The following is a 17,806-nucleotide window of genomic DNA, read 5'->3' as shown; positions in this document are numbered from 1 at the left end:
ACCAATAACAAGGGTGACGTTCCGCAGGTTGTGGAACCGCCGCCCAGGTACTTTCGCTGAGGACTCACATGCCAGTTACGGAACCCCTGCTCACCATCGTTTTGGAGGCTGAGGAGGGCCTCGATCGCGAATCGGTTCTCTACAGGCGCATCGTTGCCGCAAGGCTCAGGTATGAGAACCTGTTCGTACTTCACCACGTCCGGGAGCCGCTGACCACAGGCAGCGTGGCACGTATCTGCGAATCCATCGAGACCAGGTACGTCGTGTTCCTGAAGGCCTCACACCAGGTCTCGGCGTCGTACGTCACCACCATGGTCGAGTATCTCCGTACACGTTCGGTGTATCTTGCTGAGCCCGTGATCTACACCGGAGCCCTGCCAAACAATGTTGAGACAACGAAGATCGACGACGCCTACCAGTACGCCCGCGACACAGACATCTTCGGTATCGCTTTCAACGTCCGCCGCCTCCAGGACGCCTTGGAGGCCGTTGGCGATGTCGACAGGTCGGCACTTTATCTGGCCTACCGGCTGTACTGGTCCATCGCGGAGGTCAAACCTCAAAAAACCGGCTTCTCGGTCGCTTCGGATACCAAGGCAGCGATTGGCCTGCAGGTGGCTCCGGAAACCAGCCGCCTGGTTCCGTTGATTCCTCTTGCTTCCAAGCAAATGCGCCTTCATCTGACCCGCTACCTTGCGCTCTACCTTCGGGGCATGCGCGCCCAAAAAGCCGGGAACGTCAGTTTGGCGCACCTCCGGGACCTCATCCACACGTACCGGCTGGCAGAGCAGCTCACCTGGGTTGAGCCCCTGCAACCCGTCGAAGCCTTATGGATTCAGTGGCTGGTGACGCCGGAGGTCACCTCCTTCCTCTACAAGCAGCTCAGCGAGTGCGACGCCTACCTGGATTTCGCGGAAGGCCGCACCCCACCGGGACCCCGGATCCCCCTGTACAGTTTGCAGTTCGGAGGCGACACCGTAACCATCCACAAGTCCTATAGGCCCAGGGAATCCCGCCCGGGCTATTCCCAGGCAGACAGCTACGACTTCTACAGCCGGCCCATTACGCCGTCGTCCACCATCATCTTCTTCGACCGACCGCTACAGGCCGACGACAACGCCGAGCACCTTTACGAATACTTCACCACGAAGCACCCGGAATTCACCGAAGCCTGCTTTGCGTTGAATCCGAAATCACCGGATTGGGAACGGCTGAGCGGAAAAGGCTTCAAGCTCATCCCGATTTTCACAGCGGAGTTCTATGAGAAGTTCCTGATCTCCGACCTCGTCGTCTCATCGCAAATCTACAACATCAGGTACAAGGGCAAGTCCTTTGCCAATTCACGGTTCATGTATTTGCAGCACGGCATTCAACTCAATGACATGACGGACTGGGTTCTTTCCAAATACTTTGATGTCTTTGTGACCACGGGCCAACTCGAGGCCGACTACATGCGCGGGATAGCGCCGGCCGAAACCCTCAATTCGGGTCTTCCCCGGTTCGAAGCCCTGGCCCGGGAAGGAACGGCGCCCCAACATTTGCTCTTCATGCCGACCTGGCGTTTCAACCTCCACCAGGCATCCACTGAACTTTTCGCCCGCTCCGGGTACTTCCGTGCCATCGATGCTGTCCTGACAGATCCAGCGCTGCTCGAATTCCTTGAGGACACGGGCCGGACCCTGCAGGTGAAACTCCACCCCAACGTGGAAAAGAGGTCCAGCCAGTTCAGCTTCTCGAAGAACGTCATCAGGTCCGGCTTGAGCTACCGGGAAGCGATTGCCTCAGCGGAGATGGTCTTCACTGATTACAGTTCGGCCGTGCTGGATGCAGCCTTCATGGGCACACCCATTGCCTACTATCACTGGGACGCCCCGGAATTTTTCCGCGACCAGCCCTACGAGGGCCGCGTCGATTACCTGCAGGACGGCCTGGGGCCCGTGGTGACGGAGCACGACCAATTGATCACGCATATCGTGCAGGAGCAATACCTTCGCCCGGAAAAGCACTTTGAAAAACGCCGTGAGCGCTTTTTCCAGGGAGTCGACCCCACAAGAATCAATGCGAAGATCGTAGAGAGGATGCTGAGTCTCTAATGAAGGAAATTCGACGCATTAAGCGGACCATCCGCGGATTAATGGTGAAGGCGGCATATTCACCCTCCGGCACGCACATTGCCCGGAAAGTCCTGGCCTCATCAGAAAACGCACCTGTGCGGCGATTGATGGAGGCAAAGAATATGGAAGGCAGCATCCGACGACTTGCCTCGGAAAGCCTTCCACCGGGGACGTACTTCGCCAAGCTGACACTCCCTCAGTGGCAAGAGCACCAGGGCAAGGCCTTCCGGCTGCTCCAGGACCGGGAGGTTGTCTACGGAAACCTCATTGAACCCCCGGCCCGTGGCTTTCCGCTGGAGTATCGGAACATCATTGTCACGTCAAAGGATCCAGCCCGGTTTTCCCTTGACATCGATACCCCGTACCACCTGGCGATCGGGCGGGGAGCCTTCACCACTCCCCAGCAGCTGAAGTACGACCAGCAATACGGAGTGGAACAGCACGGGGACATCTACTACTCGTTGCGTGGAAACAAGGTCAATCCGAAGAAAATACTGATCACCTTCCCCGGTTTCGGTCCTTCCACATCACGGATCTCCTACGCAGTCAGCTATCTCAAGGACCTTACGGCGCACGACCTCAAGGACACCCTTATGGTGTGTTTCCAGGACCGCTACTTGCCGGCCGGGTCCTACATGATGACGGACAATGCCGGCCGCCCGCTTTTCGACCGCATCAACCGCGCCATCGAGGAACTGCGGACGCGCTTCGACATCGACCCTGCGGAGATGCTGTTCTTCGGCGCTTCAAAGGGCGGCAGTATCGCCATCCAGTATGCGCAACACTTTCCGGCGGCCCGCCTGCTGATCGCGGTCCCACAAATGAACCTGCCGTATTACTTCAACAAGCCGTTTTTCCGTAACAACCTTTTCCTCAGCGACCCCCTTCGCCGCATGGTCCAGCCTGAAGACAACCTGCGTCAGTACTTCAGGGAGGGCCGGACCATCGACTACTTCTATACCAACTCGGACGAACTGAGCAATCACTCACTCATCGAACTCGTCAAGGATGTCCCGCACCTCACCAAGTACCGGATTGACGGAGGGCATTCGGAGGTTGCCCGTGCAGCCCTCCCTGCGATGCTCGGCCTCATCCGCGAGTTCCTTCATGGTCCACAACACCGCTCCTTCTCGTGTGAAAACGTGCGGGTCCTTCCCCAGGAGCATGGGGTCCAACTGCAGGCCCGCCTGGACCAGACCGGATCGACAATCGGTACGGCGAACTGGTTCATCGAGGGATGGCTGGGAAAGACACGCTTCCGGCAATTGATGACTGACCACTCCTACAATTTCGTGAAGTACACGAACCACAACCAGCGGCTTTTCCCAGCCTATGATCCCCTCGATGCACTCTCTGCGGTCGTAGCAATTGAACCCACACGAACCACCTGGACGGGTCGCCTTCCGCAGGGTGTCGTGGCTGCAGGGCACGATGACCGCTTGGATCCCTCCTCGACGCCATTGGACCTCGAAGCGAAGCAGACCAGGTCGTATGCGCTCCTGGACGGTGATAAACTCAGCCGCTCCTCGTATCGGAGCACCAAGGCGAACGCGGATGGTGACACCATGGAGCTCCATTTTGTCGCTGACATCGACTCCGACGTCTCCATGATCCCAATCGATCGGGGAACACACAGGGCATCACACATTGCTGTGGTGGAGCTCTTGGATGGGTGGGATTTGGCGGAGCTCCTGGCTTTGAGGTTCGTCATCGCCTCGGGTGCACAGCGGTTGCTCATGGTGCTCCACGACGTTGAGCCCCTCACCGAGGCCGCAGAAGCCCTCCAGCGCGTCGACTGGCCGCATAGCACCGTCATGGCGACCACTGCGGACGACGCGTCGGCCATCGGGGAAATGGCAGCACATGTCTACTAGGGGCGAGGCACCCACCCAAACCACCAGCCAAGGCAGCCAAGTGATCCGCTCCTATGCGGATGTCCCTGGAATCCGACACAACACGGTGCACCTCAACCCGGCGGCCGGATCAGAGTTCCAGGCATCGCTGGTGGAGTTTGTGGGCACGGGAAATACCCTGTATGTCGAAGACGGCGTCAAACTGCGCAATTCCAGGCTGAGATTCCTGGGCAATGACTCCGTCATCCACCTTCGCCGTTCTCCGCGGCACCTGCGAGTGGTGGCGACCGTCTTCGAGGATTCGGTGCTTTACCTCGGCCCGGGAGCCTCGTTCACGTCCGAGGCACGCTTCCTGCCAACCGAACGTAAACACGTCATCATTGGCAGCGATGCCATGTTTTCATCCCGTGTCGTCTTCCGGACTGCCGACCCACACCTCATCTATTCCGTCCACGATCGTCAACGGCTGAATCCCAGCGAATCCATTTGGGTGGGAGACCACGTATGGCTCGGCGAGGATGTGCTGCTGCTCAAAGGTGCCCGGGTCGGGTCGGGCAGCATCCTGGCGGCGCGGGCGCTGGTCACCAAAAGCATGCCATCGAACTCGACCTTGGCCGGCGTCCCCGCCAAAGTCGTAGGCTCCGGCATCTTTTGGACGAGGCCTTCGGTTCACGGGTTCAGCCAGGCGCAAACGGATCGAAGTTCCGTTTTTCCGGACGACCGGTTTGTCTACAGCCACGATCCGGAGGTCCTGGACCCGGACGTCCTCCTGAGCCAATTGGACTCAGCGGCATCAGGAGCCGAACGCTCGGAATGGTGCCATCGGCTCGACAGCATGACTGCCAAAAACCGCTTCTTCATCTAAAGGGGGAAAGAAAATATCCCCGGAACCAGGAGGTTCCGGGGATATTTTCCACACACAGCGTTTGATCAGCGCTGGACGGCTCCGAACCTTTCGGCAGCGACAGCCACAGCCGCCGCCCGGGCTTCGGAGGCTTCGTCCGCCGTCAGGGTGCGGTCCCCTGCCCGGAACCGGAGTCCGAACGCGAGCGACTTCCTGCCCTCTTCAATCCCTGCACCCTGGTAGACATCGAACAAGGCCACGTCTTCCAGCAGTTCCCCCGCACCTTCCCGGAGGGCTGCCAGGACATCGTCTGCCGGCACCTCCTGCGGAACCACCAGGGCGACATCCTGGGTTGCCACGGGGAACCCGGAGATGTGCTTGGCCACAATCACGTCTGCGGCAGCCTGGAAGAGGACGTCGACGTCGACCTCTACGGCAACGGACCGGGCCGGCATGTCCTGCGCGGCCAGCAGCTTCGGGTGCAGTTCACCGGCGTATCCCACCAGTTCCCCACTGCGCAGCGCGAGCTTGGCGGCGCGCCCGGGGTGGAAGGCCTGGTGGCTTCCCTGGCTCACCACGAGCTCCACGCCGAGGACATCGCCAATCAGCCGTGCAATGTCCAGGCCATCTGCCCAATCCCAGGCGCGGGGTGTGTGCGTCGCGGCAGCGGGAGAATCATGGCCCGTCAGGACCGCGGCGATGTGCAGCGGCTGGTGCGGAACGCCGTCGAACAGTCCCTCAAGAACATCATCGGCGGGTTTGACGCCCAACGGCGGGATGGAATCGGTGCCCAGCTTTTCACCGGGCAGGAACACCGACCCGGCTTCATACAGCGCCAGGTCGCGGAAGCCCCGCGAATGGTTACGGCGGGCCACCTCAATCAAGCCCGGGAGGATGGAGGTCCGGAGGTAGCCGTGTTCCTCGCTGATCGGGTTGGCGAGCTTCAGCGCCGGACGCCCGGCGCCTTCCACGGCCACACCAAAGGTGTCGTTGGCTGCCTTGGTAACGAAGGGGTAGGACAGTACCTCGGTCAACCCGGCATCGGCAAGGGCCTGGACGACGCGCCGCTTTTGCTGCTGGGTGCGGCTGAGGCCACGCCCCGGAGGCGCCACCGGCAGGGTGGCAGGGATGTTGTCGTAGCCCACCAGGCGGGCGATTTCCTCGGAGAGGTCCTCCTTGGTTTCGAGGTCGTTGCGCCAGCTCGGTGCCGTGACGATGTAGCCGGCTCCGGACTTCTCTACGACAGCACCGAGGTCCACCAGGGACGTGGTGATCTGTTCTTCGGTGAAGTCGATGCCAATGCGCTTCGAGGCGAAGTCGGCCGGCAACTCGATGGTGACGGCATCGGGCGCGGTACCGACGTCGGTCCCGGTCTCGTCGGCGGTGCCGCCGGCCAGTTCGACCAGCAGGTCGACGACGCGCTGCGCGGCAATGTTCGCCACATGCCAGTCGACGCCACGCTCAAAGCGCTTGGACGCCTCGGACGGCAGCTTGTGGCGGCGGCGCGAGCGGGCAATCGACACCTCGTCGAAGTGGGCAGCCTCCACCAGGATGTTGGTGGTGGAGTCCGACACTTCGGTGTGGGCGCCGCCCATGACGCCGGCAATGCCAATGGCACCGGAGTCGTCGGTGATCAACAGGTCCTCGACGTCGAGAGTGCGCTCTTTGTCGTCCAGGGTAGTGATCTTCTCCCCCGCCACGGCGCGGCGCACCACGATGTCGCCGGAGAGCTTATCGAGGTCGTAGCAGTGGTTGGGCTGGCCGAGCTCCAGCATGACGTAGTTGGAGATATCCACCGGAAGCGAGATGCTCCGGATGCCCGCAAGGCGCAGGCGGGAGGACATCCAGGGCGGCGTGGGGCGCGACGGATCAACGTCACGGACCGTGCGCGCTACGAAGCGGTCACATCCGGGCTTGCCGTAGATGGGAGCGTCGTCGTTGAGCTTGACGCCGTAACCACCCTGCAGGCTGGCCGGTGCAGTGACCTTGGACGCGGGATCAGTGAAGGTGGTGCCGGTGGCATGCGCGTATTCCCGGGCCACACCACGGATGGAGAACGCGTAGCCGCGGTCCGGAGTGACGTTGATTTCCGCGGCCTGGTCGTAGAGGCCCAGCAGTTCCATGGCGTCCGTGCCGATCTCCGGGTCGAGGCCGATGCTGGACAGCACCAGGATGCCGTCGTGGTCCTCGCCGATGCCGAGCTCACGCACGGAAGCGATCATGCCGGCGGAAAGGTGTCCGTAAGTCTTGCGTGCGGAGATGTGGAAGTCTCCGGGCAGCACGGCGCCGGGCAGTGTCACCACTACCTTGTCGCCTTCCACGAAGTTGTGGGCACCGCAAATGATGCCCTGCACACCGGAAGGATCGATGCCCTTGCCGGTCAGCGTCTGTTCCTGTCCTTCCGGAACCACCCGGACCTGGCACCAGTTGATGGTCTTGCCGTTGGTCTGCGGTTCCTTGACCAGGCTCAGCACCTGGCCAACCACGATCGGACCCTGCAGGGTATCGGTGGGCCGGTGGACGGCTTCTTCTTCAAAGCCGACCTTGACCAGGTCCGCCATGACGTCTTCGGCCGTGGCATCGGCCGGTACCTGCGCGAACTCACGCAGCCAGGAAAGTGGGATACGCACTGTTAGATCTCCATCCCGAAGTGCTCGCTGAAACGTACATCGCCCTCGATCATGTCGCGCATGTCGCCGACCTCGTTGCGGAACATGAGCGTGCGCTCGATGCCCATGCCGAAGGCAAAACCTGAATAGACGTCCGGATCGATGCCGGCCGCCCGCAGGACGTTGGGGTTGACCATGCCGCAGCCACCCCATTCGATCCAGCGCGGGCCGCCCTTGGCTCCCGGGTGCCAGATGTCCAGTTCGGCGGACGGCTCCGTGAACGGGAAGTAGTTGGGACGCAGCCGGATCGAAGCTTCCTCGCCGAACATCTGGCGCGCAAAATGTTCCAGCGTGCCACGCAGGTCGGCCATGCTCAGGTTCTTGTCGATGGCGAGGCCCTCGAACTGGTGGAACACAGGCGTGTGGGTGGCATCGAGTTCGTCCGTGCGGAACACCTTGCCCGGGCACAGCACGTAGATGGGCACCTCGCGCTCCAGCATCGAACGGACCTGCACTGGAGAAGTGTGGGTCCGCATCAGCAGGTGGGCCTCGGGGGGTTCGACAAAGAACGTGTCCTGCATTTCGCGGGCCGGGTGGTCCGGTTTGAAGTTCAGGGCATCGAAGTTGAACCATTCGGACTCGACTTCGGGTCCCTCGGCGATCTCCCAGCCCATGCCGACGAAGATGTCCGATACGCGGTCCTGAAGGGTGGACAGCGGGTGGCGGGCACCGGCCCGTCGGCGCCGGGGGGCGGCAGTCACATCGACCGTTTCCTCCACGAGGATGCGGGCGTCGTTCTCCGCCTCAAGAACAGCGGTCCGCGCTGCGAGCGCCTTGTTGACCCGGCCCCGGGAGGAACCCATGAGCTTTCCCGCTGCAGCCTTGTGCTCCTTGGCGAGGCCACCGATTTCACGGTTGGCAAGGCTGAGCGGAGACTTCTCGCCGGTGTGGGCGAGGCGTACGGCCTTGAGTTCATCGAGGGTGGACGCAGCTGCAATGGCAGCGAGCGCGTGCTCTACGGCAGCGGTGATGGCAGCTTCATCCAACGGATTCGGGATGGCAGCGCCTGGCAAAGTGTCAGTCATCTACTGTTCTTAGCTACGAGTCGGGAGCGGCCCTGGCAACGGGCCTTCGATACGAATGGCAGTGTTCGCGCCGAAGCTCACCCCGGACTGCGGACACTCCCTTCAGTCTAATTGAACGTGGTGGGCCGGTTTTAACCCGTTCGGGCGGTAGCGTCGAAGACTGGCGTGGGGTCTAGCATGGCCTCATGACTCCCGGACAGCGCCTGCGCCAGGTCGCCAACGTCCTGAACCTGAGCACGCCCTTGGGCCTCCTGGTTGCGGCCGCGTCCCGGTCGCGCGTGGCCCCCGGCCCCCGCGGGCTGCTGATCGCTTCCGGTTACAGGTGGAGGCTCCCCCACGCCGGTGCATTCACCGTAGGCAACGTCATTCTCTACCGGGCACCCGCAGGCGAGGCAGGACGCAGCGCGCTCCTCCTGGGTCACGAGGAGCGGCACAGCACCCAATATGCCTACTGCCTGGGTCTGCCGTTCCTGCTCGCCTATGGTGTGGCGGCGGCTTGGTCCCTGGCCAGCGCCGGCGATCCGGCGTCGAAGAACTTCTTTGAGCGCCAGGCGGGCCTGGCGGCGGGAGGCTATGTCAGGACAGACATCACCAGGACTGCAGGCACAAAGAACGGGGTTGAGTCATGAAACGCACCATTACCGTCACGGGTACGGCCAGCGCCACAGCGGTTCCGGACCTGGTCACCTTGACCTTGGGGGTGGAGACCCGCAGGGATTCGGCGGCAGCTGCCTATGACGACGCCGGGAGGGCGGCTGCCGCGGTCGGCGACAGCCTGCGCGCGGCCGGCATCCGGGACGCCGACCTCCGTACCAGCGGCCTGAATCTGCGGGCGGACCTCGTGTGGGTGGAAGGGCAAGGCCAAAAGGTCACCGCGTACGTCGCGTCCACCACCCTGCAGGTGGGAATCCGGTCCCACGCCGAGGCCCCGGCCGCCATTGCCGCGGCTGTTGCAGCCGGCGGAAACGATATCCGGATCAACGGGGTTGAACAGGGCTTTGCGGATGCCGCCGAAGTGGAGGCCCGGGCCCGGGAGGCGGCGTGGAAGGACGCTCGACGGCGCGCGGAACAGTACGCGGCTCTGGCCTCCGCAACCTTGGGCCGAGTGGTTGCCATCTCCCAGCAGCCCTCTCATGCTGCGCCCGTCCCCATGGGGGGAATGGTGCGGGCGTACGCGGCAGAGGCATTGCCCCTGGAGGCCGGAGAAACGTCGGTGACTGCGGGCGTGGTGGTGGAGTGGGAACTCCTGGACGGGTAATCGGCGGACGCAGGTCCGGAAGGGCCGTCTTCAGTGGAGGGCGCCGCCGGCGAGGCGCGCATCCACGGGTGTTGCCAGTGTGGTCTTCGCGATAACCGCCAACCCGCGGGCCATCTGGTCCAGTTCCATGGACGGCCCTTGGGTTCCGGCCTGCCCGGGGAGCCACGGGACGTGGACGAAGCCGCCACGCGCCTGTCGGCCCGAGGTGGCCAGGTCGTGCATCAGTCCGTAGAAAACATGGTTGCAAACGTAGGTACCGGCCGATTGTGAAATGTCGGCTTTGATTCCTTCAATCTGAAGATCGCGAAGGGCGGCCTTGATGGGCAGTGTGGTGAAGTAGGCCGCAGGGCCGCCCTCCACGACCGCTTGGTCCACGGGCCGCCTCCCCTTGTTGTCAGGGATGCGCGCGTCATCACAGTTGATCGCCACCCGCTCCAGGGAGATCCGGGCCCGGCCCCCGGCAAGTCCGGCGCTGATGACCAGTTCCGGATCCAGCCGGCCCATGGCTTCGGCCAAGGCCTCCCGTGACTCATTGAAGACGCAGGGCAGCTGGACCGCTTCAACCTCGTGCCCTTCCCCGGCGAGGATGCCCCTCGCTCCCAGCACAGCCTGCCATGACGGATTGAGGGTGTCGCCTCCAAAGGGCTCAAAACCCGTCAGCAGAATCATGAAGCCACCTTAGCAATGGCCGGTCGCAAGCCGCGCCAATCCTTGACTTAACTTAGAACATATATTCGAATGGACTTCATGAGATGGGACGCGCAAGCACTTTCACCAACGCGTGAACCGGATTCCGGGACTGACCGCAATCCTGCTCCTGGCCCTGCCCCGGCCATGGACGCACTGATCCCGCTGGCCGGGCTTGTGCGTTCCATCTCTACACCCGAATTCTCCGGAGTCACCTTCCATGAGGTCACCGCCAAGTCAGTGCTCAACAAGGTGCCACCGGGTTCGAACATGCCTTTCGAATGGACCGTGAATCCCTACCGGGGCTGCAGCCACGCGTGCGTCTACTGTTTTGCCCGGAAGACCCACACCTATCTTGAGTTCGACGCCGGACGGGACTTCGACTCGCAGGTGGTAGTGAAGATCAACGCGGCAGAGGTCCTCCAGAAGGAACTGTCAAAGCCCTCATGGGGCAGGCACCAGGTGGCCTTGGGAACCAACACGGATCCCTACCAACGGGCCGAAGGCCGCTACGCCCTCATGCCGGGCATCATCCGTGCACTGGCAGAGTCAGGGACGCCCTTCTCCATTCTCACCAAGGGCACGTTGCTGACCCGGGATATCCCGTTGCTCAAGCACGCCGCCACGATGGTCCCCGTAGACCTTGGCATCTCCCTGGCCATGACCAACCAGGACCTGGCCGATGCCATCGAACCTGGAACGCCCTCCCCCAAAGCACGGCTGAAGCTCATATCCCGCTTGCGGGACGCAGGTCTGGGCTGCGGTGTCATGGCCATGCCCATCCTCCCTTGGCTGACTGATTCGGATGAAGCCCTGGATGCCCTCTTCGGCGAATTGGCCAAGGCAGGTGCCACCGGCGTCACGGCCGGGGCGCTGTATCTCAAGCCCGGAACCCGCGAGTGGTACATGGACTGGCTCGCTTCGCACCACCCGGAACTCGTGGGCCGCTACCGGAGGCTTTACGGCAAGGGTTCCTACGCGTCCACCGAATACAGGACCTGGCTTGCCGGACGCATCAACTACTTCAAGGGCAAGCATGGTTTTTCAGGTTCTCATGGCTTCAGCCACCGGAACGCGCGCTCTTCGGGGGCGGGTCCGGATGTATCGGCGGATGACCCCCGCGGCACCAGTCCGTCACTGTCCGGGCAGCAACCCCTGTTCTGAGCCGCCAAGAGGCACAGCGGCCCCGGCGTGATCCAGGAGCGCGCGCACTATCGGAAAGTCGGCGGGAATCCAGTCAAGTTCCAAGGCACCGCCGGCCTGGTCCAGCGGCATCCACCGCAGTTCGTCGTGGTCTTCCAAGGGCCGCGGCTCGCCCTCAAGCACCTCGGCGAACCATACCCGCATCACAGCACGCTCATTCAGCGGCCATCCGCGGGGCTCCCCGGACGGCAATTCGACCCCCAACCGGACCTCTACGCCAAGCTCTTCGCTCAGTTCGCGGTGCAAGGCCGCTTCGGGCTGTTCGCCATCCTCAATTTTCCCGCCCGGGAATTCCCACATCCCCGCCAGGTGCGGTGGCGAAGTGCGCCGGGCGGCCAGCAGCATGCGGGGGTTCTCCAGGGAATCGACGATTGCGGCGCCCACGACGTTGATCAATCCAGTCACGGAAACAGTCTAGGTGCGGTGAAGCATGGGCCTCGTCACAAGAGACCCTTCCGGCAGCGTCATCACGACTAAGCTTGTTATCGGATTTCTCCGACTCTCCCAGCCGCCAGGCAACCCAGAAGCAGGCTTATGACTACCACCGTGTCCCCGACCGCCCCAACCGTCCGAAAGAAGCCGCACCTCGGCCTCGCCATCCTGTCCCTGGCCATGGGCGGCTTTGCGATCGGCACCACCGAGTTCGCCATGATGGGCCTGCTCAAGGAAGTGGAGCAGGGCCTGCAGATCAGCACGCCGGAGGCCGGCAACCTGATCTCCGCCTATGCGCTGGGAGTGGTCATCGGAGCACCGGTGTTCGCCGCATTTGGGGCCAAGCTGCCCAGAAAACACCTCGCCCTCGGCCTGATGCTGTTCCTGGCCATCGCCAACCTCACGTCGTTCATCGCGCCTGACTATGGCTTGATGCTGCTCTCACGGTTCGCCTCTGGCCTGCCCCACGGCGCTTTCTTTGGTGTGGCCGCGGTCATCGCCGCAGGGCTGGTGGCCCCCACCAAGCGAGGCTGGGCCATCTCCATGGTCATGGCCGGGCTCACGGTATCCAACGTCATCGGCGTGCCCTTGGCTACGTGGGTGGGCCAAACCTTCGGCTGGCGGCTGCTGTTCGTCATCGTGGGCGCCATCGGGCTGGCAACTGTAGCCATGGTATGGAAATTCGTGCCGTTCGAAGCCGCCCACCCGGAGGCCAGTATCCGCCGGGAGCTTGGCGCACTCAAGCGGCTCCAGGTGTGGTTGGCACTCCTGATCGGCATCATCGGCTTTGGCGGTTTCTTCGCCGTCTACACCTACATTGCCCACACCATGACCGGCGTGGCGGGTATCCCCGAAAGCCTCATCCCGGCCGTGGTGGCGCTGTACGGCCTGGGCATGGTGGTGGGCAACATCATCGGTGGACGCCTCGCGGACCGTTCGGTGATGGGCACCATCTACTGGATCATGCCAGGCATCGCACTTGCCCTGGTCGTTTACGCGGTGGCCGCCCACTGGGCGTGGTCAGCGTTCGCCATGGCCTTCGTCGTAGGTGGCATCGGATCCATGCTGACTCCGGCGTTGCAGACCCGCCTCCTGGATGCGGCACCCGGGGCAGCGTCGCTGGCCTCATCCCTCAACCACTCGGCCTTGAACATCGCCAACGCCCTGGGTGCCTTCCTCGGCGGCACAGTCATCGCCTGGGGCTGGGGGTACGTGGCCCCCGCCCTGGTGGGCGCCGTCCTGGCCGTCCTCGGCCTGGGGGTCGCCGTGGTCAGTGGCCTGCTGGAACGCAGGAGACCGCTCGCGTCCTGAAGGCAGCCCGGTCCAGTCGCAGCCCAAGGCTACGAAAGCCTGGCCCCCTGCAAAGACAAAAGCCATGGGCTCCGCACCTGCGGAGCCCATGGCTTTTCCGGTTTCTTCCTGAACGGACCTGACTACGCCTTCACGCGTTCCAGGTCCGGTTCCAGATAGATGACCCGCGCAATCGGAACCGCCGCACGGATGCGCTGCTCGGCGTCGTCAATTACCTTGGCGATCGACTGGCCGGTATCAGCGGCACCCATGGTGATCTTGGCAGCAACCAGCAACTCATCCGGTCCCAGGTGCAGGGTCTTGAGGTGGATGATGCGTGTTCCGTCAGCCTCAAGGGCTCCCGTGATCCGGGCGACGTCGTCCTTGGTGGCGGACTCCCCCAGCAGCAGCGACTTGGTTTCCAGCGCCAGGACCACGGCGATCGCCACCAGCAGGAGGCCGATCATGGCGGTACCCAGGGCATCCCACACGCCATCGCCGGTAATCAGCGTCAGGCCGACACCGAACAAGGCGAATATGAGGCCCAGGAGTGCACCGAGATCCTCCAGCAGGATGACCGGCAGCTCCGGCTGCTTGGCGTTGCGGACGAACGACACCCAGCCCTGCTTCCCACGGACGTGGTTGGATTCGATGATGGCCGTCCGGAACGAGAACGACTCCGCGATGATGGCACCCACCAGGACAGCCAACGGAACCCACCAGAAGTCACCCTCGATGCCGTGCGGGTGCTGGAACTTCTCCCATGCCTCGTACAACGCAAAAAGGCCACCGACGCTGAAGAGCACAATGGACACGATAAAAGCGTAGATATACCGTTCGCGGCCGTAGCCGAAGGGATGCTCGGCGCTTGCAGCACGCTTGGCGCGCTTGCCGCCCACCAGGAGAAGCACCTGGTTGCCTGAGTCGGCCACCGAGTGGATGGCCTCGGCGAGCATGGACGATGACATCGTCAGGATGAACGCGATGAATTTGAGTACGGCGATGGTCAGGTTCGCGGCAAGGGCCGCCACGATTGCTTTGGTACCGCCACTAGCAGCCACGAAAGCTTCACCTCTTCGGTTTCGGGAAAGTATTGTCTGTGCCAAGAAGAGTCGTCATCGTCTGATCTTGCAAGCAATACCGTACCCGTGTCCGGGGATTTTAAGCATTCACGACCCGGGCGCCCTGCTGCGACCGGGCACTGGCGTAAAGGCATACGGTGGCCGCGGTACCCAGATTGAGGCTTTCGGCCGCCCCGTATACAGGCACAGCAACCCGATGGTCGGCCAACGCCAATTCGGCGTCGGACAGCCCCTGGGCCTCATTCCCGAAGAGCCAGGCCGTGGGATCTTCAAGGGCGTACTCTGAGGGTGCACTGCCCACGCCCATCCGGCGGGCGGCGTTCTGATCCTGCAACTGGTCAAGGTTCACGGATCCGTACCCGTCGGCTGCAAGGACACCAATCCCGCGCTCCTTGCACCGGGCCACCAGGTCTGCCACCTCCACACCGAGCACTACGGGCAGGTGGAACAACGAACCCGCAGTGGAACGGACCGCCTTCGGGTTGTAAATATCCACGCTGGAACCGGTGAGGATGACGGCGTCCGCCCCGGCCGCATCCGCCGCGCGCAGGACCGTCCCCGCATTACCCGGGTCACGGACCTGGCACATCACGGCAAGAAGTTGCGGGCCGGCGTCGAGGACGTCTGCAAGCCCGACGTCAACGAAGGAGCAGACCGCCACGATGCCTTGCGGGTTCACGGTATCCGCCATGGCGGACAAGACGTCGTCTGTAGCCAGGCGCAGCCGGGTACCCCGGGCGAGGTCGTCCAGTTCCGGGAGCCGGTCGAGGCACGCCTGGCTCGCGTACACTTCATGCACGACGGCGGATCCTCCCGCCGCTGTCCGTTCACGGTGAAGGACCAACGCCTCACGTACCGCCTGCGGACCTTCGGCCAGGAAGCGACCACGCTTTAAACGCGCCGGACGCCCGGCAAGCTTTGCGACATCCTTCACCCGATCTGCTCGGGGGTTGGTCATCGGAAAGTCTTGCGGGCGTCCGGTGTTGTTCATATAAAGAACTTTAGCCGCAGGTGCGACTAGTTCTTGATCTGCTGGCGGGCTTCGCCACCTGCGGGCTCGTAGCCTGCAGCCTTGGCAGCCTCAACGGTGGAGAACCAGTACTCAGCAGCGGTGTTCTCGTACCAGGTGGAACCCGGAACGTGGTACTTCTTGGACTCGGCGTTGCCCTTGATGGCAAAGCCCTCCGGAGCACCCTCGCCGTCAACGGCTGCAACAGCGCCATCGATGGCCGGCTTCTCGGAAACAACTGCCTTGACAGCGGTAGCCGTGGCGGCAGCCGGAGCAACCTTGGCAGCCTTGGGAGCTGCAGCGTCGGCCTTGGCCGCCGGAGCGGAGGTGTCGGACGGCAGGGCAGCCTTGGCAACGTTCACCAGGGCAGCGAATGCGTTGGCGTCCGAGACAGCCAGCTCAGCAAGCATGCGGCGGTCAACCTCAACCTCAGCAGCCTTCAGGCCCTGGATCAGGCGGTTGTAGGTGAGGCCGTTGGCGCGGGATGCGGCGTTGATGCGCTGGATCCAGAGGCGGCGGAAGTCGCCCTTGCGCTTGCGGCGGTCGCCGTAGCTGTAAACAAACGAGTGCAGCAGCTGCTCTTTTGCCTTGCGGTAAAGGCGCGAACGCTGACCGCGGTAACCCTTGGCGCGTTCGAGGACAACCCGGCGCTTCTTGTGGGCGTTGACCGCCCGCTTCACACGTGCCACGTGCGTACTCCTTCAGAAATCTTTATCCCAAGCTGCTACTGCCGGGAAACCCGGCGGCCTGAGAAGGCTTTTGGTGTAGTCGGTGTCCGCCGGACGGCGGAAACCAAAGTGCTTGGAACTTAGACGCCCAGCATCTTCTTGATGACCTTGGCATCGCCCTTGAAGACGATCTTGTCGCCGGCGAGGCGGCGGGTCAGGGTGGTGGGCTTGTGCTCCAGGTAGTGGCGGCGGTTGGCCTGCTGGCGCTTCAGCTTGCCGGTGCCGGTCAGCTTGAAGCGCTTCTTAGCACCGCTGTGGGTCTTCATCTTCGGCATGGGAACCGATCTCCTTACGTATCCGCGGACAGTGTCCGCAGTTCTTTCGTGCAGCCGGCCTGCTGGGGCCGGCGTGCTGGTTGCTTGCCGTGGAGGCAGGGCCTCCACGGCGTCGAACTAGTTGGTCTTGCGTGAAGCAGGCTTCGGCGTGGCCTTGGGCGCTGCCGGCCGTGCACCCGGCTTGGGTGCTGCAGGCTTTGCCACTGGCTTCGGAGCCGAAGGAACAGCCGGCTTCGGTGCGGCAGGAACTGCGGGCTTGGGAGCCTGCGCTGCCGGAGCTGCCTCCGCGGCTGCCGGCGCCACAGCTTCAGCCTTGGGTTCCTCGGCCACGGCCCTGGTTTCCTCAACCGGAGCCGGTGCGGCCTCGGCCCGGGTTTCCTCAACCGGAGCCGGTGCGGCTGCGGCCACAGGAGCCTCTGCCTCAGGAGCCTGGGCTTCAGGAGCCTGGGCTTCCTGGGCCGGCGCTTCAACGGCGACGGATGCCTGGGCGTCCTCGGCCACGGGGGCAGCGGTGTCCTGGTCAGGCTCCCCGGCGGAACCCACCAGCCCTGCCGGAAGAAGGTCGCCAAGGGTCTGCGTCATCGGTCCCTGGTCACCCGAGGTGTCCACCCGCGCGGCGGCCTTGGCCTCGTTCTGTGCCTTGGCTTCGGCGCGCTGTGCTGCGCGGCGGGCCTCAGCCTTGGCTTCGGCCTTGTTCTTGAGCGGACCGATCACCATGACCATGTTGCGGCCATCGATACGCGGGCTCGACTCGACAACGCCAACCTCGGCAACATCTTCGGCGAAGCGCTGCAACAGGCGGATGCCCATTTCGGGGCGCTGCTGCTCACGGCCACGGAACTGGATCATGGCCTTGACCTTGTCACCGGCGCCGAGGAAGCGCAGTGCGTGCCCCCGCTTGGTTTCGTAGTCGTGCTTGTCGATCTTCAGGCGGAAACGGATTTCCTTGAGAACCGTGTTGGTCTGGTTCTTCCGGGCTTCCCGGGCCTTGACCGCTGCCTCGTACTTGTACTTGCCAAAGTCCATCAACTTGCACACAGGGGGCTTGGCCTGCGGGGCAACTTCAACGAGATCGAGATCGGATTCGGCAGCAAGACGCAGGGCGTCTTCGATGCGGACAATTCCTACCTGTTCGCCGGCAGGGCCGACCAGCCGCACCTCGGGGACGCGGATACGCTCATTGATTCTTGGCTCGCTAATGTTAAAGCTCCTGTGGTTGTGGTGAGTTCACCGGCAAATAGAGAAGGCCTCCAATTGCAGGTGCAATCGAAGGCCTCAAAGATCGGTTCGGCGGGCCCTGAAACCAGGACCTGCCCACACCCGCACGGCAACCGCCC

16 protein-coding genes are annotated in these 17,806 nt (G+C 63.2%); 7 read left to right on the top strand and 9 right to left on the bottom strand.

Annotation, left to right across the window (positions count from 1 at the left end; genetic code table 11):
* Positions 1-68: 68 nt before the first annotated feature.
* The 3 genes from ACPFL9_RS08030 to ACPFL9_RS08020 all read left to right on the top strand — a co-directional run bounded on the left by ACPFL9_RS08030 (position 69) and on the right by ACPFL9_RS08020 (position 4,832).
* Positions 69-2,093, top strand: a complete 2,025-nt coding sequence (locus ACPFL9_RS08030) for a CDP-glycerol glycerophosphotransferase family protein (RefSeq protein WP_426006900.1) — start codon at positions 69-71, stop codon at positions 2,091-2,093.
* A 143-nt stretch (positions 2,094-2,236) separates the two neighbouring features.
* Complete coding sequence (locus ACPFL9_RS08025) at positions 2,237-3,988, top strand: hypothetical protein (protein WP_426006899.1); 1,752 nt, start codon at positions 2,237-2,239, stop codon at positions 3,986-3,988.
* Complete coding sequence (locus ACPFL9_RS08020) at positions 3,978-4,832, top strand: acyltransferase (RefSeq protein WP_426006898.1); 855 nt, start codon at positions 3,978-3,980, stop codon at positions 4,830-4,832. The genes ACPFL9_RS08025 and ACPFL9_RS08020 overlap by 11 nt, the downstream gene beginning before the upstream one ends.
* Before the next feature lie 65 nt (positions 4,833-4,897).
* Here the strand turns inward: ACPFL9_RS08020 and pheT are convergent, their stop codons facing one another.
* The gene (pheT, locus tag ACPFL9_RS08015) at positions 4,898-7,441 is read right to left on the bottom strand and encodes a phenylalanine--tRNA ligase subunit beta (RefSeq protein WP_426006896.1); all 2,544 of its coding nucleotides are present in this window, start codon (positions 7,439-7,441) and stop codon (positions 4,898-4,900) included.
* A 2-nt stretch (positions 7,442-7,443) separates the two neighbouring features.
* Complete coding sequence (gene pheS, locus ACPFL9_RS08010) at positions 7,444-8,505, bottom strand: phenylalanine--tRNA ligase subunit alpha (RefSeq protein WP_426006895.1); 1,062 nt, start codon at positions 8,503-8,505, stop codon at positions 7,444-7,446.
* A gap of 185 nt (positions 8,506-8,690) precedes the next feature.
* Between pheS and ACPFL9_RS08005 the strand changes: the two genes are divergently transcribed.
* On the top strand, positions 8,691-9,134 hold the full coding sequence (locus ACPFL9_RS08005) for a hypothetical protein (RefSeq protein ID WP_426006894.1): 444 nt from the start codon (positions 8,691-8,693) through the stop codon (positions 9,132-9,134).
* Positions 9,131-9,763 (top strand): SIMPL domain-containing protein, encoded by a 633-nt coding sequence (locus tag ACPFL9_RS08000; protein WP_426006892.1) that lies wholly within the window; start codon positions 9,131-9,133, stop codon positions 9,761-9,763. Before ACPFL9_RS08005 ends, ACPFL9_RS08000 begins: the two co-directional genes overlap by 4 nt.
* Before the next feature lie 30 nt (positions 9,764-9,793).
* Here ACPFL9_RS08000 and pcp read toward each other — a convergent pair whose 3' ends face one another.
* Positions 9,794-10,432, bottom strand: a complete 639-nt coding sequence (gene pcp, locus ACPFL9_RS07995) for a pyroglutamyl-peptidase I (protein ID WP_426006891.1) — start codon at positions 10,430-10,432, stop codon at positions 9,794-9,796.
* Positions 10,433-10,510: 78 nt separating this feature from the next.
* Here pcp and ACPFL9_RS07990 point away from each other — a divergent pair, with 78 nt between their 5' ends.
* Positions 10,511-11,614 carry an Rv2578c family radical SAM protein gene (locus tag ACPFL9_RS07990; RefSeq protein ID WP_426007513.1) on the top strand — a complete coding sequence of 368 codons (1,104 nt, stop codon included), beginning with the start codon at positions 10,511-10,513 and terminating at the stop codon, positions 11,612-11,614.
* On the opposite strand, the gene ACPFL9_RS07985 is transcribed toward ACPFL9_RS07990, so the two are convergent.
* Positions 11,585-12,058: a (deoxy)nucleoside triphosphate pyrophosphohydrolase gene (locus ACPFL9_RS07985; RefSeq protein ID WP_426006889.1), complete on the bottom strand. Its 474-nt coding sequence runs from the start codon at positions 12,056-12,058 to the stop codon at positions 11,585-11,587. The genes ACPFL9_RS07990 and ACPFL9_RS07985 overlap by 30 nt on opposite strands.
* 129 nt (positions 12,059-12,187) lie before the next feature.
* On the opposite strand from ACPFL9_RS07985, the gene ACPFL9_RS07980 reads away from it, so the two are divergent.
* Positions 12,188-13,396, top strand: a complete 1,209-nt coding sequence (locus ACPFL9_RS07980) for an MFS transporter (protein WP_426006887.1) — start codon at positions 12,188-12,190, stop codon at positions 13,394-13,396.
* A gap of 122 nt (positions 13,397-13,518) precedes the next feature.
* Here the strand turns inward: ACPFL9_RS07980 and ACPFL9_RS07975 are convergent, their stop codons facing one another.
* The 5 genes from ACPFL9_RS07975 to infC form a co-directional block, all read right to left on the bottom strand.
* The gene (locus ACPFL9_RS07975; protein ID WP_426006885.1) at positions 13,519-14,436 is read right to left on the bottom strand and encodes a cation diffusion facilitator family transporter; all 918 of its coding nucleotides are present in this window, start codon (positions 14,434-14,436) and stop codon (positions 13,519-13,521) included.
* 100 nt (positions 14,437-14,536) lie between these two features.
* Complete coding sequence (locus tag ACPFL9_RS07970) at positions 14,537-15,448, bottom strand: TrmH family RNA methyltransferase (RefSeq protein WP_426006883.1); 912 nt, start codon at positions 15,446-15,448, stop codon at positions 14,537-14,539.
* A gap of 26 nt (positions 15,449-15,474) precedes the next feature.
* The gene (gene rplT / locus ACPFL9_RS07965) at positions 15,475-16,155 is read right to left on the bottom strand and encodes a 50S ribosomal protein L20 (protein WP_426006881.1); all 681 of its coding nucleotides are present in this window, start codon (positions 16,153-16,155) and stop codon (positions 15,475-15,477) included.
* A 119-nt stretch (positions 16,156-16,274) separates the two neighbouring features.
* The gene (gene rpmI / locus ACPFL9_RS07960; protein WP_347110628.1) at positions 16,275-16,469 is read right to left on the bottom strand and encodes a 50S ribosomal protein L35; all 195 of its coding nucleotides are present in this window, start codon (positions 16,467-16,469) and stop codon (positions 16,275-16,277) included.
* A gap of 117 nt (positions 16,470-16,586) precedes the next feature.
* Positions 16,587-17,627 (bottom strand): translation initiation factor IF-3, encoded by a 1,041-nt coding sequence (gene infC, locus ACPFL9_RS07955; RefSeq protein ID WP_426006879.1) that lies wholly within the window; start codon positions 17,625-17,627, stop codon positions 16,587-16,589.
* Positions 17,628-17,806: the final 179 nt, after the last annotated feature.

It is taken from the genome of Paenarthrobacter sp. NyZ202 (assembly GCF_049860755.1).
Lineage (GTDB): Bacteria > Actinomycetota > Actinomycetes > Actinomycetales > Micrococcaceae > Arthrobacter.
Note: the sequence above shows the minus strand (reverse complement) of the source record. Positions and strands in the feature narration are given on the sequence as shown.

Bases quoted from the DNA above. Each gene is read 5' to 3' on its own strand.
- ACPFL9_RS08030 (WP_426006900.1), top strand. From the start codon at position 69: ATGCCAGTTACGGAACCCCTGCTCACCATCGTTTTGGAGGCTGAGGAG.
- ACPFL9_RS08025 (WP_426006899.1), top strand. From the start codon at position 2,237: ATGGAAGGCAGCATCCGACGACTTGCCTCGGAAAGCCTTCCACCGGGG.
- ACPFL9_RS08020 (WP_426006898.1), top strand. From the start codon at position 3,978: ATGTCTACTAGGGGCGAGGCACCCACCCAAACCACCAGCCAAGGCAGC.
- pheS (WP_426006895.1), bottom strand. From the start codon at position 8,505: ATGACTGACACTTTGCCAGGCGCTGCCATCCCGAATCCGTTGGATGAA.
- ACPFL9_RS08005 (WP_426006894.1), top strand. From the start codon at position 8,691: ATGACTCCCGGACAGCGCCTGCGCCAGGTCGCCAACGTCCTGAACCTG.
- ACPFL9_RS08000 (WP_426006892.1), top strand. From the start codon at position 9,131: ATGAAACGCACCATTACCGTCACGGGTACGGCCAGCGCCACAGCGGTT.
- pcp (WP_426006891.1), bottom strand. From the start codon at position 10,432: ATGATTCTGCTGACGGGTTTTGAGCCCTTTGGAGGCGACACCCTCAAT.
- ACPFL9_RS07990 (WP_426007513.1), top strand. From the start codon at position 10,511: ATGAGATGGGACGCGCAAGCACTTTCACCAACGCGTGAACCGGATTCC.
- ACPFL9_RS07980 (WP_426006887.1), top strand. From the start codon at position 12,188: ATGACTACCACCGTGTCCCCGACCGCCCCAACCGTCCGAAAGAAGCCG.
- ACPFL9_RS07970 (WP_426006883.1), bottom strand. From the start codon at position 15,448: ATGAACAACACCGGACGCCCGCAAGACTTTCCGATGACCAACCCCCGA.
- rpmI (WP_347110628.1), bottom strand. From the start codon at position 16,469: ATGCCGAAGATGAAGACCCACAGCGGTGCTAAGAAGCGCTTCAAGCTG.